21 protein-coding genes are annotated in these 15,732 nt (G+C 58.1%); all 21 read left to right on the forward strand.

The features are described from left to right. A partial coding sequence (locus GXX82_08355; protein ID NLT23043.1) for a MiaB/RimO family radical SAM methylthiotransferase occupies positions 1-1,254 on the forward strand: 1,254 nt, incomplete at its 5' end. Between the two features lie 286 nt (positions 1,255-1,540). Next, entirely contained in the window at positions 1,541-1,837 is a 297-nt protein-coding gene (locus GXX82_08360; protein NLT23044.1) for a YggT family protein, read from the forward strand. A 10-nt stretch (positions 1,838-1,847) separates the two neighbouring features. Continuing rightward, entirely contained in the window at positions 1,848-2,105 is a 258-nt protein-coding gene (locus GXX82_08365; protein NLT23045.1) for a DUF167 domain-containing protein, read from the forward strand. 159 nt (positions 2,106-2,264) lie between these two features. Beyond that, on the forward strand, positions 2,265-2,780 hold the full coding sequence (locus GXX82_08370; protein ID NLT23046.1) for a DUF177 domain-containing protein: 516 nt from the start codon (positions 2,265-2,267) through the stop codon (positions 2,778-2,780). 13 nt (positions 2,781-2,793) lie between these two features. Further along, on the forward strand, positions 2,794-2,976 hold the full coding sequence (gene rpmF / locus GXX82_08375; protein NLT23047.1) for a 50S ribosomal protein L32: 183 nt from the start codon (positions 2,794-2,796) through the stop codon (positions 2,974-2,976). A 12-nt stretch (positions 2,977-2,988) separates the two neighbouring features. Beyond that, positions 2,989-3,996 (forward strand): phosphate acyltransferase PlsX, encoded by a 1,008-nt coding sequence (plsX, locus tag GXX82_08380; GenBank protein NLT23048.1) that lies wholly within the window; start codon positions 2,989-2,991, stop codon positions 3,994-3,996. A 3-nt stretch (positions 3,997-3,999) separates the two neighbouring features. After that, positions 4,000-5,163: an acyl-CoA dehydrogenase gene (locus GXX82_08385; protein ID NLT23049.1), complete on the forward strand. Its 1,164-nt coding sequence runs from the start codon at positions 4,000-4,002 to the stop codon at positions 5,161-5,163. A gap of 52 nt (positions 5,164-5,215) precedes the next feature. Then, on the forward strand, positions 5,216-6,154 hold the full coding sequence (fabD, locus tag GXX82_08390) for an ACP S-malonyltransferase (protein NLT23050.1): 939 nt from the start codon (positions 5,216-5,218) through the stop codon (positions 6,152-6,154). Further along, on the forward strand, positions 6,151-6,876 hold the full coding sequence (gene fabG / locus GXX82_08395; protein ID NLT23051.1) for a 3-oxoacyl-[acyl-carrier-protein] reductase: 726 nt from the start codon (positions 6,151-6,153) through the stop codon (positions 6,874-6,876). The genes fabD and fabG overlap by 4 nt, the downstream gene beginning before the upstream one ends. Positions 6,877-6,967: 91 nt before the next feature. Beyond that, the gene (locus tag GXX82_08400) at positions 6,968-7,207 is read left to right on the forward strand and encodes an acyl carrier protein (GenBank protein ID NLT23052.1); all 240 of its coding nucleotides are present in this window, start codon (positions 6,968-6,970) and stop codon (positions 7,205-7,207) included. Positions 7,208-7,223: 16 nt separating this feature from the next. Then, entirely contained in the window at positions 7,224-8,465 is a 1,242-nt protein-coding gene (gene fabF, locus GXX82_08405; GenBank protein ID NLT23053.1) for a beta-ketoacyl-ACP synthase II, read from the forward strand. Then, positions 8,462-8,911, forward strand: a complete 450-nt coding sequence (gene rpiB, locus GXX82_08410; protein ID NLT23054.1) for a ribose 5-phosphate isomerase B — start codon at positions 8,462-8,464, stop codon at positions 8,909-8,911. Before fabF ends, rpiB begins: the two co-directional genes overlap by 4 nt. Positions 8,912-8,914: 3 nt before the next feature. Then, complete coding sequence (locus tag GXX82_08415) at positions 8,915-10,162, forward strand: serine hydroxymethyltransferase (protein NLT23055.1); 1,248 nt, start codon at positions 8,915-8,917, stop codon at positions 10,160-10,162. Then, positions 10,159-10,695, forward strand: coding sequence for a cytidine deaminase (locus GXX82_08420; protein NLT23056.1), 537 nt, complete (start codon positions 10,159-10,161; stop codon positions 10,693-10,695). The genes GXX82_08415 and GXX82_08420 overlap by 4 nt, the downstream gene beginning before the upstream one ends. Positions 10,696-10,714: 19 nt before the next feature. After that, on the forward strand, positions 10,715-11,179 hold the full coding sequence (nrdR, locus tag GXX82_08425) for a transcriptional repressor NrdR (protein ID NLT23057.1): 465 nt from the start codon (positions 10,715-10,717) through the stop codon (positions 11,177-11,179). A gap of 7 nt (positions 11,180-11,186) precedes the next feature. After that, the gene (ribD, locus tag GXX82_08430; protein NLT23058.1) at positions 11,187-12,290 is read left to right on the forward strand and encodes a bifunctional diaminohydroxyphosphoribosylaminopyrimidine deaminase/5-amino-6-(5-phosphoribosylamino)uracil reductase RibD; all 1,104 of its coding nucleotides are present in this window, start codon (positions 11,187-11,189) and stop codon (positions 12,288-12,290) included. Continuing rightward, a complete protein-coding gene (locus GXX82_08435; protein NLT23059.1) occupies positions 12,271-12,918 on the forward strand; it encodes a riboflavin synthase in 648 nt (215 codons plus the stop codon). The genes ribD and GXX82_08435 overlap by 20 nt, the downstream gene beginning before the upstream one ends. Positions 12,919-12,921: 3 nt before the next feature. Next, positions 12,922-14,127 carry a bifunctional 3,4-dihydroxy-2-butanone-4-phosphate synthase/GTP cyclohydrolase II gene (locus tag GXX82_08440; protein ID NLT23060.1) on the forward strand — a complete coding sequence of 402 codons (1,206 nt, stop codon included), beginning with the start codon at positions 12,922-12,924 and terminating at the stop codon, positions 14,125-14,127. A 9-nt stretch (positions 14,128-14,136) separates the two neighbouring features. After that, a complete protein-coding gene (locus GXX82_08445; protein ID NLT23061.1) occupies positions 14,137-14,625 on the forward strand; it encodes a 6,7-dimethyl-8-ribityllumazine synthase in 489 nt (162 codons plus the stop codon). Positions 14,626-14,633: 8 nt separating this feature from the next. Next, on the forward strand, positions 14,634-15,014 hold the full coding sequence (gene nusB, locus GXX82_08450) for a transcription antitermination factor NusB (protein NLT23062.1): 381 nt from the start codon (positions 14,634-14,636) through the stop codon (positions 15,012-15,014). Positions 15,015-15,230: 216 nt separating this feature from the next. Next, positions 15,231-15,731 (forward strand): hypothetical protein, encoded by a 501-nt coding sequence (locus GXX82_08455; GenBank protein ID NLT23063.1) that lies wholly within the window; start codon positions 15,231-15,233, stop codon positions 15,729-15,731. Position 15,732: the final 1 nt, after the last annotated feature.

The raw sequence follows: 15,732 nt of genomic DNA on the forward strand, positions 1-15,732 counted from the left end.
ACCACCGGCTGCAGGGCCAATCAGTGGGATTCTTCCGTGATCGCGGGGAACCTTGAGAGGGCGGGTTACACGCCAGCCGGCGTCAACCAGGCCGAACTCGTGGTGATCAACGCCTGTACGGTCACGGAGGGCGCCGTCAGGGACATACGGCGTTTCATCAACCGCGTACGGAGAGAGAATCCCGCCGCGAAGGTGGTCCTCGCCGGCTGCCACCCGCAGGCCTATCCCGACGACACCTTCGGGGCGGACCTCGTTCTCGGACAGACGGAAAAACTCTTGCCCGACCGGTACGACCTGGCGGTCGGTATCTTCGTCAGCCCTCGTGAGTCCCTCGTCATGGACGAGGCACCGGAGGATCCGGCCATGACAGGGAAAACGCGGTTCTTCTTCAAGATACAGGACGGGTGTGACAGGTTCTGCAGCTACTGCGTCGTTCCTTACGCGCGGGGAACACCGCGCAGCAGGTCCCTCGCGGACGTACTCCGAACCATGGAAACGCTTCAACGCAAGGGAATACAGGAGGTGGTCCTGACAGGGATCGAGATCTCGGCATGGCGCGATCCCGATGCAGGGGCGGGCCTCACGGAGCTTGTCGCCATCCTCGAGGACGCCCCCACCCCGCCAAGGATACGCCTCAGTTCCGTCGATCCTCTCATGTTCGACACGGACTTTATCGAAAGGGCCGCCTCCTCGCGAAAGCTGGCGAGGAGCTTCCACATCCCCCTGCAGAGCGCGTCCGATCCGGTGCTCACCGCCATGAGGCGGCCCTATCGTCAGCACGATGTGAGGGCAATACTCGACAGGGTCTTCGCGAGGATGCCCGACGCCGGGATCGGCATGGACGTGATAGCAGGATTCCCCGGTGAGAGCGAGGCCCTCTTCGAAGAGACCCGGGCGTTCCTGGAATCGTGCCCTCTCTACTACCTTCACGTCTTCCCCTATTCCTCACGGCCCGGAACGGCGGCGGCCCGCATGGACGGAGCGGTGCCGCGACAGACCGCAAAGGCCCGGGTCGCGGTCCTCAGGGAGATCGACGCAAGGAAGAGGGAGGCCTTCCACCGTCGCTTCACCGGGAGCCGGGCGCGGATCATCCCCGAAGGCACGCGCCGCCTCGGCCGCTACATGCGGGGATACACGGACAACTACATCCCCGTCCACATCCCCTATGACAGGAAGCTTGAGAACAGGATGGTCGAGGTGAGGATGGACAGGGTGGAGGGGGGAATAGTCCTGGGAGAACCGATAATACAATGACCAATGACCAATGACCAAATTCCACTAACCAGATAAACAGACAATAACCAATAACCAACGAAAAGCGATACAGGCAGTCCGTTGTGCCTTTCTATCTGTTCAATTGGTTATTGGTAAATTGGTCATTATCTTTTTCATTGGTCATTGGAATTTCGTCATTGGTTATTATCCTTTCATTTGGTTATTGTAATTTGGTCAATTGGTCATTATCCTTTATTGGTCATTGTTCTTTTACCTGGTTATTGTAATTTGGTCAATTGGTCATTAATTTTGTCAGGAGTTGTCGATGTCCGTTTTCGGTGTCCTTATCGTCTGGCTGGCCAAGGTCCTCAACGTGGCCCTCACCGTTTATTTCTGGGTCATCTTCGCGCGGGCGCTATTCTCGTGGATACGGCCGAACCCGTATAACCCCATTGTACGGACCGTGGTGAGACTCGTCGATCCCGTCACGAACCGCATAAGGAGGATTCTGCCCACCCGGTTCGGCATGATCGATATAGCCCCCTTCTTTCTCATGCTCATCATCATCTTTCTCCAGGAAGCGGTCACGAGGCTCCTGCTCCACCTTGCCCTGAGGCTCTAGGGAGCCCGGAATGAACGTGGAGATCAAAGTGATACCCAACGCGAAGAAGCGGGCGATAGCCCGCACTCCGGCGGGGATCACCGTCAGGCTCACCGCCCTGCCCCTCGAGGGCAGGGCAAACGACGAACTGATCCGGTACCTGTCGGACCTTCTCAAGGTCAAACGATCGGCCATCAGAATACTCCGAGGCGAAAAGGACAGGCGCAAGGTGCTGGAGCTCCCCATCGACGAAAAAGGGCTCGAAGCCCTTCTCGGAGAGCACTCGTGAAGGGTGGTCCTAATCGGCGGGGACACCCCCCGGAACCGCGCCAAAACAACCGCTCCACGGCCATTTTTCAACAAAAAGGCAAGAGTTACAACGGGTTAATTTCCTTGACAAGAAAATGCTAAACTCTTTATATTATCTATCTTCAAAAGAAGGCGACCCGTGTTGATACGACTTTCGGAAATAGAGGACATACTGGTCGTGAAGGGAGAGATGGACACTCAACGATTCCCGAAGACTGACGCCACCGAATTCACACTGCTAAAGCCTGTGCGCTACGAGCTTACCATAGCGAAATTCGACGACACCGTCAGCATCGAAGGGCCCGTCATGGTCGAGGCGTCGCTCGCCTGTTCGCGGTGTCTTGAGGATTACGACCTGTCCATGTCCCTTCAGATGGCCATCAAGCTCGTCCCAAAAAGCGCGCTTCCCGAAGCGGCGGAGACGGAGCTTCACAACGACGACCTCGACGTTTACTATTACGAAGGCGACGAGATAGATCTCGATCCCTTCGTCTACGAAGAGGTCATGCTCAACCTCCCCGTGAGGCCGCTGTGCAGGGAGGAATGCAAAGGGATATGCCCGACCTGCGGCAGGAACAGGAACACGGAACCCTGCGATTGTCCCGAGGCGCCCTCGAGCCTCCTCGGTGAAAAACTGAAATCTTTCTTAAACTGACAAGGAGTAGACCATGGCTGTACCAAAACGAAAAACTGCTAAGGCAAGACGGGACAAGAGACGCACGCACTACACCGCATCGCCCGTTGCCGTGGTGGCGTGCCCGAACTGCAAGGAACCGAAGCTTCCTCATGCCGTTTGCCCCAAATGCGGAATGTACAAGGGCAAACAGTATATGGCGGTCGAGGAAGCTTAAAGCCCCGGGATGATACGGATCGCCGTCGACGGAATGGGTGGCGACTTTGCGCCCCGGGAGATCGTAAGGGGGGCACAGTCGATCTCCCGTGAGGGTCTGGCTTCCATCGTTCTCGTCGGCGACGAGGAAAAGATGCGACCTTTCGTGACGGACCGCGCGAACCTTGACGTGGTCCACACGCCCGTTTGTGTGGAGATGAACGAGGCCCCCTCGAACGCCCTCAGAAAAAAGAGGGACTCCTCCATGAACAAGGCATTCGAACTGCATAAGAGCGGAGAGGTGCAGGCCGTTGTTTCGGCGGGGAATTCCGGCGCGGCCATGGCCTTCGCCATCTTCACACTCGGCCGGATCCCCGGCGTCGACCGGCCCGCGATAGCAACGCTTCACCCGCGCATGGGAGAAGGCGTCTCCATCCTCCTCGATGCCGGCGGCACAGTGGACTGCAAACCCACACACCTTGCGCAGTTCGCCCTGATGGGCAACGCATTCGCGGCATCCGTCCTGGGGATCGCTTCCCCCCGGGTGGGCATCCTCTCGAACGGCGAGGAGGAAACGAAAGGCAACGAACTCACCCGGGAGGCACATACCCTCATCAGGGAGTTCGGTCTCAACTACCTGGGATACGTGGAAGGCACCGACATGTACAACGGCAGGACCGATGTCGTGGTGAGCGACGGTTTTGTCGGAAACATCGCCCTGAAGATAAGCGAGGGGGTCGCGGACCTGATCTTCGAGTTCTTCAGGGAGGGAATAAAGAAAAGCCGAAAGGCACAGATGGGGTATTTCCTTCTGAAAGACCTCTTCAAAGAGTTCCAGAAGAAGGCGGATTATTCCGAGACCGGGGGGGCGCCTCTTCTTGGCGTCGACGGGGTCTGCATCATATGTCATGGGAAATCGAACGAAAAGGCCATGCGCAACGCCATACTGCTGGCAAAGAAGTTCGTGGAAAAGGGCCTCAAGGAATCCGTGGGCGAGGCCATGCAGGACTACCAATCGTTCCAGAAAGTAAAGGAGAGGTAAGGTATGGATTATTTTCTATCTGAAGACCAGAAGAGCATACAGAAACTGGCCCGCAGGATCGCGGAAGAGAAGGTCGTTCCCGTTCGCGCCGAACTTGATGAAACGGGCCAGTTCCCCTGGGAGATCATGAAGCACTGCGCGGAGACGGGGCTCTTCGGTGTCAGCATTCCCGAGGAATACGGCGGAATGGGAGGAGGATCCTTCGAGAACTGCATCGTCGTCGAAGAACTGAGCAAGGCCTGCCTGGGTGTATCGGTAAGCTACGCGGCGAGCCTGCTCGGCGCCTATCCCATACTCCTCGGCGGGTCGGAGGAGCAGAAGAAAAAATACCTGTCCCAAATAGCGAAGGGCTCGAAGCTGGCTGCCTTCGGCCTCACCGAGGCGAACGCCGGCAGCGACGCCCAGGGCATAAGGACAGAGGCGAAAAAAGATGGCGACCATTACATCCTCAACGGCACAAAGCAGTGGATAACGAATGGCGGAGAGGCGGAGATCTACACCGTCGTCGCCATGACAGACCGTTCCAAGGGAGGCCGGGGCGCCACCGCCTTCATCCTGGAAAAAGGCATGGAAGGATTCACTTTCGGTAAGAAAGAGAACAAGTTAGGCATCAGGGCATCGGCCACCCGGGAGCTGGTATTTCAGGATTGCAAAGTCCCGAAGGAAAATGTTATAGGTAGAGAAGGTCTGGGTTTCATCCTGACAATGAGGACTTTCGACAGGACCCGCCCAGGGATAGGTGCGCAGGCGGTGGGGGTTGCCCATGGCGCACTCGAGGCAGCCGTACAATACGCGCGTGAAAGGGAACAGTTCGAGAAGAAGATCATCTCCTTTCAGGCGATACAGCATATTCTTGCCGATATGGCGATACAGGTGGAGGCCGCACGGGCGCTCGTGTACGCCGTGGCCCGGTACATCGACAGCAATCCCAGGGATTTCTCCAAGGTGTCGGCCATGAGCAAGGTTTTTCCCAGCGACGTGGCCATGAAGGTCGTCGTGGATGCCATACAGGTCTTCGGCGGATATGGCTATATGAAGGAGTATCCTGTCGAGAAGATGATGCGCGATGCCAAGATACTCCAGATATATGAAGGCACGAACCAGATACAGCGGAACATCATCGGCCTCGAACTCATCAAGGAATCGGCATCGAAGAAAAGGTCATGACGTGAGACACTGATCTCGCGAGGAAGACGATCCACAGGGCGAGAGAGGATAGATGAAGAAGACAGGTATGGTATTTCCGGGACAGGGTTCCCAGTACATCGGCATGGGCAGGGACCTCTACGACAGGTTCGATTATGTCCGCGAGATGTTCGCGACCGCCGACAGGGTGCTCGGCTTTCCCATGACGGACCTTTGCTTCAACGGTCCCGAGGATGAGCTGCGCCAGACATACAACACACAGCCGTCGCTCCTTCTCGTGGGCTATGCGGTATACGAGGTCTTGAGGAGAGAGGCGGGCGTAACGCCCTTTTTCTTCGCAGGCCACAGCCTCGGCGAGTACACGGCCCTCACCGCAAGCGGCTTTTTCACCTTTGAAGAGGCCCTCGCCATCACGCGAAAAAGGGGCCTGCTGATGGAAGAGGCCTGCCCCAAAGGCAAAGGGGGCATGGTGGCCCTTATCGGCGCGGATATGGATAAGATAGCCCCCGTCCTCGCGGAGATCTCCCACGACGATTACGTCGCGGTGCCCGCCAACCTCAATTCCGCGGAGCAGGTCGTTCTCTCCGGCGACGCCGGGGCGCTCAAGGAGGCCGTGGAGAGATTGAAAGGGACAGGATACAAGAAGGCGGTCTTCCTCAATGTCTCGGGGCCTTTCCATTCGCCCCTCATGCGGGCGGCAGCGGAGCGTCTGAAGAGCGAGCTCGCGGCCCTCGGCCACGGGGAGCTTTCGGCTCCCGTCGTCTTCAACGTCGACGCGGCCCCCGGGAAAGACAAAGGGGCGGTGGACGAGAGGCTCTACCGCCAGATGTTCTCCCCCGTGCTGTGGGAAAAATGTGTGCAGAGAATGGCTGATGGGGGCGTGGAGCTCTTCATCGAGGCAGGCCCCGGGAAGGTCCTTTCGAACCTCGTCAGGAGAATAGTTCCCGGCGTCCCCTGCGTGAACGCCGAGAGATTCGAGGAGATAGAATCGGTAAGGGGGCTTCTGGCATGAATGGAACGGTGACCATCATCACGGGCGCGGCGCAGGGCATCGGCAGGGCGATCGCGGAGCTTCTCGCCGAAAAGGGCGGCGATGTCGCCATCTTCGATGTGATCGACGGATCGGCGACCTGCGAGGCCATCAGGTCGAAGGGCCGGCGCTGTGAGTTCTATACCGTCGACGTGTCCGACTCCCGGGCGGTTCAGGAGACTGTCGACCAGGTGGTAAAGGACATGGGACGGATCGACAACCTCGTCAACAACGCGGGCATCACCGCGGACAAACTCCTCCTGCGCATGAAGGACGAGGACTGGGACCGGGTCATGACGGTGAACCTCAAGAGTGTCTTCACCTGCACGAAGGCCGTCGTCAGGCACATGTTGAGGTCGGGAGGCGGCATCGTCAATATCTCTTCCATCGCCGGCGTCATGGGAAACGCGGGACAGGCAAACTACGCGGCGAGCAAGGCAGGCATCATCGGCTTCACCAAGAGCGTGGCGAGGGAATACGCCGAGCGTTCCGTCAGGGTCAACGCCGTCGCCCCCGGATTCATCAGAACCAGGATGACGGACGCCCTCGATGAAAAGACGAAGGAATCGATGCACGCGGCGATCCCGCTCAAACGTCTCGGTGAACCCGAAGATGTCGCTAACGTGGTATATTTTCTTCTTTCGAAATACGGCAGCTACGTAACGGGGGAGGTGATAAATGTCAACGGCGGGTTGTATATGTGATCAACGCGTGACCCGGGGGAGCAGGTCGTTTTGACGCGACGGTCTTCCGGGAGTTTGAAGGAAGCTTTCAATAAAACGAGGAGGTGGCTTAATGTCAGTAACTGAGAAAGTAAGAAAGATGATCGTGGATCAGCTCGGGGTGAGCGAGTCGGAAGTCGTTCCGGAAGCTAAGTTCATCGATGACCTCGGCGCGGATTCTCTTGATATCGTTGAGCTCATCATGGCATTGGAAGACGAGTACAGCATCGAAATCCCCGACGAGGATGCCGAAAAGATGGAGACCGTGGGGGATGCGATCAGGTACATAGAAGATCGCCTGGCGGGCAAATAATCCAGCGAGGTGTCGTTTGAAAAGACGGGTTGTCATCACCGGTGTTGGTCTCGTGACGCCTCTCGGAGTGGGGGTCGACAACGTCTGGACGGAGATCCTGAACGGGAGATCCGGGATCGCACCGCTAACACGATTCGACAGTACACATCATGATACGAAGATAGCCGGCGAAGTGAAGGACTTCCATGCCGAAGAATATGTCTCGGTCAAGGAGATGAAGCGGATGGACCTTTTCATCCAGTACGCGCTCGCCGCCACGAAGATAGCGATGGGGGACTCCGGTCTCGACATCTCCAAAGAGGATGCCGAACGTATCGGGGTGATCGTGGGGACCGGTCTCGGCGGCCTGCCGACCCTCGAGAAATACCACAGCATCTGCCTGGAGAGGGGACCGGGGCGTATCTCACCCTTCTTCATCCCCATGCTCATCGCCAACGAGGCACCGGGGCACATAGCGATCCAGTACGGGATAAAGGGGCCCAACCTCTGCATCGTAACCGCCTGCGCCACGGGCGCTCATTCCATAGGTGACGCCATGAGGATAATACAGTATGGTGACGCCGACATGATGGTGGCGGGAGGCTGCGAGGCGAACCTGACGCCTCTTACGGTGGGCGGATTCAACGCGATGAAGGCGCTTTCCACCCGCAACAGCGAACCTGAAAAGGCCTCACGGCCTTTCGACAAGGACCGTGACGGTTTCATCGTGGCCGAGGGCGCGGGCATCGTCATCCTCGAGGAGCTCGAACACGCCCGCAAAAGGGGCGCGAAGATCTACGCCGAGCTCATCGGATACGGGTACAACGGGGACGCCTACCACATAACGGCCCCCTGCCCCGACGGAGACGGGTTCATCCGGTGCATCAACATGGCGCTTCGTGACGCCTCGCTTGCCCCGGACGCGGTGGATTACATCAACGCCCATGGGACCTCGACGGACCTCAACGATCAGACGGAGACCCTGGCCATAAAGAAGGTATTTGGCGAGAGGGCCTACAAGCTGCCTGTGAGTTCCACAAAATCCATGACGGGGCATCTTCTCGGCGCCGCGGGTGCCATAGAGGCGATCTTCACCGCGCTCGCGATCAGGGACCAGGTCTGCCCTCCCACGATCAACTACGAAACACCCGACCCCGACTGCGACCTTGACTACGTTCCCAACGAGGCCCGCAAACACACCATCAATGTGGCGCTATCCAACTCCTTCGGTTTCGGGGGCACGAACTGCGTTCTCGTCCTCAGGAGGTTCGAAGGATGAAGATAGCGATCGGCTCGGACCATGCCGGTTTCGAGTTGAAGGAATACATAAAAGGCGTTCTCCCGGCCGGAGAGTACGACGTGACGGACGTGGGAACGCACTCCCCGGCATCCGTCGACTACCCCGACTTCGGTTTGGAGGTTGCGAGACGCGTCGCGGCCGGTGAAGCGGACAGGGGCATACTTATCTGCGGAACAGGGATCGGAATGAGCATAGTGGCGAACAAGGTCAGAGGCATCCGTGCCGCTCTCGTTTGCGATCTCTACACTGCTGCCCAGAGCCGCAGGCACAATGACGCCAACGTGCTCGTTCTCGCGGGCAGGGTCACAGGAAAAGGCCTTGCCGAAGAGATAGTGAAGACGTGGCTTTCCACTGAGTTCGAAGGTGGCAGACACTCTGGCAGGTTGAGGAAAATAGAGGCTTTCGAAAAAAACACGGACAGGTAAGATATGAAACTTGACGGAAAAGACAAGAAGGTGTTCGAGCTGATGAGGCGCGAACTGGACCGCGAGGAATACAGTCTCATACTCATCGCTTCCGAGAACTATGTCGACGAGGATGTCCTCGCGACACAGGGATGTGTTCTCACCAACAAGTATGCCGAAGGGTATCCGTCGAAGAGATATTACAGCGGCTGCACCTATCTCGACGAGATAGAGAGCATCGCCATAGAGCGCGCCAGGACGCTTTTCGGGGCCGAACACGCGAACGTCCAGCCCCATTCCGGATCGTCGGCGAACATGGCCGTCTTCTATGCCGCCCTTGAACGCGGCGACACGGTCCTGGGGATGGACATCGCCCACGGCGGCCACCTGACCCACGGCGCGAGGCCGAGCTTCTCGGGCAAGTGGTACCGCGCGGTGTCGTACCCGGTATCGGCGAAGGACGAGATGCTTGACTACGACGAGATACGGGGCATCGCCCGCAAGGAAAGACCGAAGCTCATCATCGCGGGCGCCAGCGCCTATTCGAAGATCATAGACTTCGCGAAGTTCAGGGAGATCGCCGACGAGGTGGGGGCCTACCTGATGGCCGATATCGCCCACATCGCCGGCCTTGTCGCGGCCGGCCTCCATCCGAGCCCGGTGGGTCACGCCCATTTCATCACGACCACCACACACAAAACGTTGAGGGGCCCGCGGGGCGGGCTCGTGATGTGCAACGCCGACCTGGCGAAAAAGATAGACTCCGCCGTCTTCCCCGGCATCCAGGGCGGCCCTCTCATGCACGTCATCGCCGCCAAGGCGGTGGCCCTCGGTGAGGCCATGACGGAGGAGTTCAAAGAGTATCAGCGCCAGATCATCGCGAACGCGAAGCACATGGCGAAGTGCATGGCGGAGCTCGGCTTCCGCATCGTGTCGGGAGGCACCGACAACCATCTCTTCCTCGTGGACCTCACTCCCAAGAACGTGACGGGGAACGAGGCACAGATAGCCCTCGAAGCAAGCGGCATCATGGTCAACAAGAACCTCATTCCCTTCGACACGAAAACTCCCGGTGTCACGAGCGGTATCAGGCTGGGAACGCCCGCCGTCACCACACGGGGCATGAAGGAAAGGGAGATGGGGATCATCTGCGAAATGATCGATGCCGTTCTGAAGCGGCCCGGCGACACGTCGTTCATGGACAGCACGCGTGCCGGGGTGAGGGAGATGTGCAAGAGGTTCCCTTTTTACTCGCGCATATATGACATATGAAGAACCATCGTCCTGACTGGGGTTCCTATTTCATGGAGATAGCAAACATCGTCTCCATGAGGTCGACCTGCCTGCGCCGAAACGTGGGAGCCGTCATCGTGAAGGACAAACGGATACTTGCCACCGGCTACAACGGGGCCCCTTCGGGGCTGAAGCACTGCCTGGAGGTCGGCTGTCTGAGGGAGACGCTCAAGGTCCCGCCGGGGGAGCGCCATGAACTGTGCCGCGGGCTCCATGCGGAACAGAACGCGATCATACAGGCGGCGTATCACGGGGTGTCCATAAACGGCGCTCATCTCTATTGCACCCACCTGCCCTGCTCGATATGCATAAAGATGCTCATCAACTCGGGCATCCGGGAGGTCTGTTACGAGAACGGATATCCCGATGAGCTTTCCTTAAGCCTCATCGAAGAATCGGGCATTGTGCTCAAAAGGATAGAAAGGGCCAAGACAGAAGACCCTTCGACCCGAAGAACACCCCCGGCGCCGAAGGGCAGGACAAAACGAAAGATAGCGTCGCGCAACACCTGAGGGTCGTCGGGGTGGCCTTATGAAGTGTCCCTTCTGCAGCTACGTGGAAAGCAAGGTCCTCGATTCGAGGATGAGCAAGGAAATGGACACGATCCGGCGCCGACGCGAGTGTCTCAAATGCGGCAAACGGTTTACCACCGCCGAAAGGCTCGAGGAGGGACTGCCCCTTGTCGTCAAGAAGGACGGGAGGCGGGAAGTGTTCGACAGGACAAAGATCCTCGGCGGGCTGAACAAGGCCTGCGAGAAGAGACCCATCAGCGTTACCAACCTGGAAAAGATCGTCTCGAGGATCGAATACAATCTCCTCGAGAAGGGCGAGCGGGAAATAAAGGCCACGGAGATCGGCGAGATGGTCATGAGCGAGCTCAAAACCCTCGATGAGGTCGCGTATGTCCGCTTCGCTTCCGTTTACAGGCAATTCCGTGATATAAATGAGTTCATGAGCGAGCTGACCCAGTTGCTCTTGAAGAAGGATGAGGAGTGACCTGCCGGTGAAAGACGAACAGTACATGCGCATGGCCCTTGCCCTCGCGAAGAAGGGCCTCGGAACGGTGTCCCCCAATCCCATGGTCGGGGCCATCCTCGTGAAGGACAAAGCCGTTGTTGGCAAGGGCTATCACAGGAAGGCCGGCTCCCACCACGCGGAGGTTGGAGCCATTGAGAGCGCTGGCGAGAACGCCTCGGGCTCGACGCTGTACGTCAATCTCGAGCCCTGCGTCCATTACGGCAGGACACCGCCCTGCGCGGACCGGATCATAGCCGCCGGCATCACGAGAGTGGTGGTGGGCATGCTCGACCCCAATCCGCTCGTCAACGGCAAGGGTGTGGAGATGCTGCGCAAGGCAGGCATAGATGTCAAGGTGGGGATGCTCGAGGACGAGGCCCGCCGCCTCAATGAGGTATTCGTAGGCTCCATGGAAAAGAAGAGGCCTTTCGTCACCATGAAGGCGGCAGTCAGCCTCGATGGCAAGATCGCCACCAAGACCTGCGATTCCCGGTGGATATCCAACGAGGAATCGCGGCGGCAGGCCAACCTCCTGCGCTGCATCAACGACGGGGTGCTGGTGGGCATCAACACGGTCATCTCCGACAACCCGCTTCTTGTGCCGAGGCTCAAGAATCCGAAAAAGATCCCCGTGAGGATCATACTCGACTCCAAGCTCCGGATCCCGCTTGCGTGCGACGTGGTGAAGACATCGGAGAAATACCGGACGTGGGTGTTCACGAACGAGGATTCCCGCACCGACAAGGAGACGAAACTGACCGCCCTGGGTGTCGAGGTGATCAGGGTACCCAAAGATGACAACGGCAGGGCATCGGTGCGGCATGTTTGCGAAGAGCTCTACCGCCGGGAGATAACGAGCATTCTCGTCGAGGGGGGCGGAGAGGTCAACTCCACCCTCCTGCGCGAGGGACTCGTCGACAAGATCGTCCTTTTCTACGGGACCATCCTCATAGGAGGCAAGGGAGCCCTGAACCTGGTGGGCGGCAAGGGCATCGACTTCTTGAGGGACGCCTACCGGGTCGATGTCGCCACCCTGAAGAGGCTGAAGGAGAATATTTACATAGAGGGATATGTTCACAGGAATCATTGAGGACACAGGCGTGATCGCCGCGATAGAGAAGGGAAGCGGCAGCTGGGTCTTTGTTGTCAGGACCTCCTTCGAGACCGGCAGCGTCCGGGAAGGCGACAGTGTGAGCGTCGACGGGGTGTGCCTGACGGCCACCGCGGTCCGCGGCCAGACCTTCAGCGTCGACGCATCCCTTGAGACGCTGCGCCTCACAACCCTCAAGGACAAGGCACCGGGGCAGAAGGTGAACCTCGAAAGGGCGATGGCCGCTGACGGCCGCTTCGGCGGTCACATCGTGACTGGCCACGTCGACACCGTGGGAACCATAACGGACATACGCAGCGAAGGAGACTCGATCCGGATGACCATCGAAGTTCCCCCTGAAACGGCGCGTTTCATAGTGAGGAAGGGTTCCGTCGCCATAGATGGAATAAGCTTGACAGTAAACGAGCAAAGTGATAATAAATTCACGATCAATATTATTCCGTACACCGCTTCCCGGACTACCATTCTAGAAAAGAACCAGCGGGATAAAATAAATATTGAGACCGATATCATCGGTAAGTACGTGGAAGGTTTCCTGGCGAAGCGGGACGGCAAGGGGATCGACCTTGACTTCCTTGCCCGTCACGGGTTTGTAAAAGGAGAGTAGCGCATGGCAATCTCGAGCATCGAAGAGGTCCTTCAGGACGTACGCGAAGGCAAGATGGTCATCATCGTTGACGACGAAGACAGGGAGAACGAAGGCGACGTCATGATCGCCGCCGAGAAGGTGACGCCCGAGGCGATCACCTTCATGGCCCGCTTCGCCTGCGGCCTCATTTGCCTGTCCCTCACCGAGGAAAGGGTGAAACAACTTGACCTTCCTCTCATGGTGCAGGACAACACGTCTCCCTACAACACGGCCTTCACCGTCTCCATCGAGGCAAAAGAGGGCATCACAACGGGCATATCCGCGTACGACAGGGCGCGGACCGTGCAGGTCGCCGTCGACCCGGGATCCACCGCCGACGACATATCCCGGCCGGGCCACATCTTCCCCCTGGCCGCGCGCAGCGGCGGCGTCCTCGTGAGGGTCGGCCACACCGAAGCGTCCGTCGACCTCGCCCGGCTCGCCGGGCTCAACCCCTCGGGGGTCATATGTGAGGTCATGAAGGAGGACGGCACGATGGCACGTCTGCCCGACCTCGAGGTCTTCGCCGAGGAACATGGCCTGAAGATCGTCACCATAGCCGACCTCATCAAGTACAAGACGAAGAACGAGAAGCTGGTGCGCCGCGTGGCGGAAACGCGGATACCCACCCGCTTCGGCGGCGAGTTCACCCTCATAGCATACGAGAACGACGTGGACAAGAAGACTCACCTCGCCCTCGTAAAGGGAGAGATAAAGCCCGATGACGCCGTACTTGTCCGGGTCCACTCGGAATGCTTTACAGGAGACGTGCTGGGCTCCATGCGCTGCGACTGCGGGGAACAACTCCAGAAGGCCCTCAAGATGATCGAGCATGAGAAGAGGGGCGTCTTCGTCTACATGCGCCAGGAAGGGCGGGGGATCGGGCTTGCCAACAAGCTCAAGGCATACAGCCTGCAGGATTGCGGCCATGACACCGTCGAGGCGAACATCGCTCTCGGTTTCTCCCCCGACCTCAGGGACTACGGGATCGGCGCCCAGATACTCAGGGACATCGGTGTCCGCAAGATGCGCCTTCTCACGAACAACCCGAAGAAGATAAAGGGCCTCGAGGGATATGGCCTCACCGTCGTGGAGAGGGTTCCCATCGAGATGGTCCCGACGAAGGACAACATAGCCTATCTCACGACCAAGCAGAAAAAGCTGGGTCATATCCTAAACAACATATAAGGGGTGAACATGGTACGGGAGGGCAAGCTCAACGCAAAAGGCTTCAGGTTTGCAATCGTCGTAAGCAGGTTCAACAGCTTCATAACGGACCGCCTGGTCGAAGGCGCCCTCGATGCGTTGAAGAGGCACGGGGCCGACGAGAACAAGATCGACATCTACCGGGTGCCCGGTTCCTTCGAGATCCCGCTGGCGGCGAAACTGCTGGCAAAGAAGAAAGACATCGACGCTGTCGTGTGCCTCGGCGCCGTCATCAAGGGAGCGACGCCTCACTTCCACTACGTGGCGTCGGAAGTGACGAAGGGGATCGCCCAATCGTCCCTGGAGTTGGAGAAACCCATAGCTTTCGGGATCATCACAAGCGACAGCATAGAACAAGCCATCGAGCGGGCCGGTACGAAGGCGGGCAACAAGGGATATGACGCCGCCATATCGGCCATCGAGATGGTGAACCTCATCAAGGAAAGCAACTTGTGCGCAGACGGAAAGCGAGAGAGCTAGCCCTGAGGATGCTCTACCAGGTGGAGACGGCCGGGGAAGACCCGGAACGCGCCCTCACCAAGTATTGCTCGCTCTTTCCGTACCAGCAGGACATCGTCGATTACGCGAGACTTCTTCTCACCGGGATCAGCGCCCATCGGGAGCAGATAGACGAATTCATCCGGAAGGCGTGTGAGCACTGGAGGATAGAGCGCATCGCCTACGTGGATAAGAACGTTCTGAGGATCGGGGTCTTCGAGATGATATTCTCCGGCGACGTCCCCCCAAAGGTCGCCATAGACGAGGCCATCGAGATGGGCAAGAAATACGGCAGCGAAGACTCCCACGAATTCATAAACGGCGTCCTGGACAGGATACTCAAAGATTTCTATGAGGAGAAAAAGTTTTAAGTTTTAGGTTTTAGGTTTGCAGACCTCAGTTTTAGGTTTTAAGTTTTAAGTTTTAAGTAAGAAACAAGCGAAGCAGCGGGATGCTCCGCTATTCCCCCGAAAGAGACCGGGTCTTCTTGTCTTTCACTTAAAACGTAACACGTAAAACTTAAAACGGTTTCTTTCTTTGGTCTTTTACTTAAAACTTAAAACCTAAAACTTAAAACGGGTTTTTTTATGCACCTCGTCATCGACGGCTATAATTACATCAATCGGATCAACGCATCCTCCGTGCAGAAAGGGGCCTCAATGGACCTTCTTCGGAGGGACTTCCTGGAGAGGTGCGCGCGGTACAAGAAGATCAAGGCCGCTCGGATAACCGTCGTCTTCGATGCCTGGGACACTCCGTCACCGGGCAGGCACAGCGAGAACGTGCGGGGGATAGAGGTCGTCTATTCCCGGCAGGGCGAGACAGCCGATGATGTCATCATCGGCTGGATCCGCAAACGGCCGGCGGGGCTCATCGTGGTCAGCTCCGACCGGGCCATCATCGACGAGGCGAAGGCGCGGGGCGTCGCGTTCCTCACCCCCGTGAAGCTTGCCGAAATGATGGCCGCGCCCTCCTTCGAGGCGAAAGACGAGGACGACTACGAAGAAGGCCCCCACCCCAAGAAGGGCAACCCCCGCAAACTCCCCAAAAAAGTCCGCAAAGCGGTAAAGGCGATAGACAAACTGTAAA

The sequence above is a fragment of the Syntrophorhabdus sp. genome, from assembly GCA_012719415.1.
In the GTDB taxonomy this organism is placed as follows: Bacteria; Desulfobacterota; Syntrophorhabdia; order Syntrophorhabdales; family Syntrophorhabdaceae; genus Delta-02.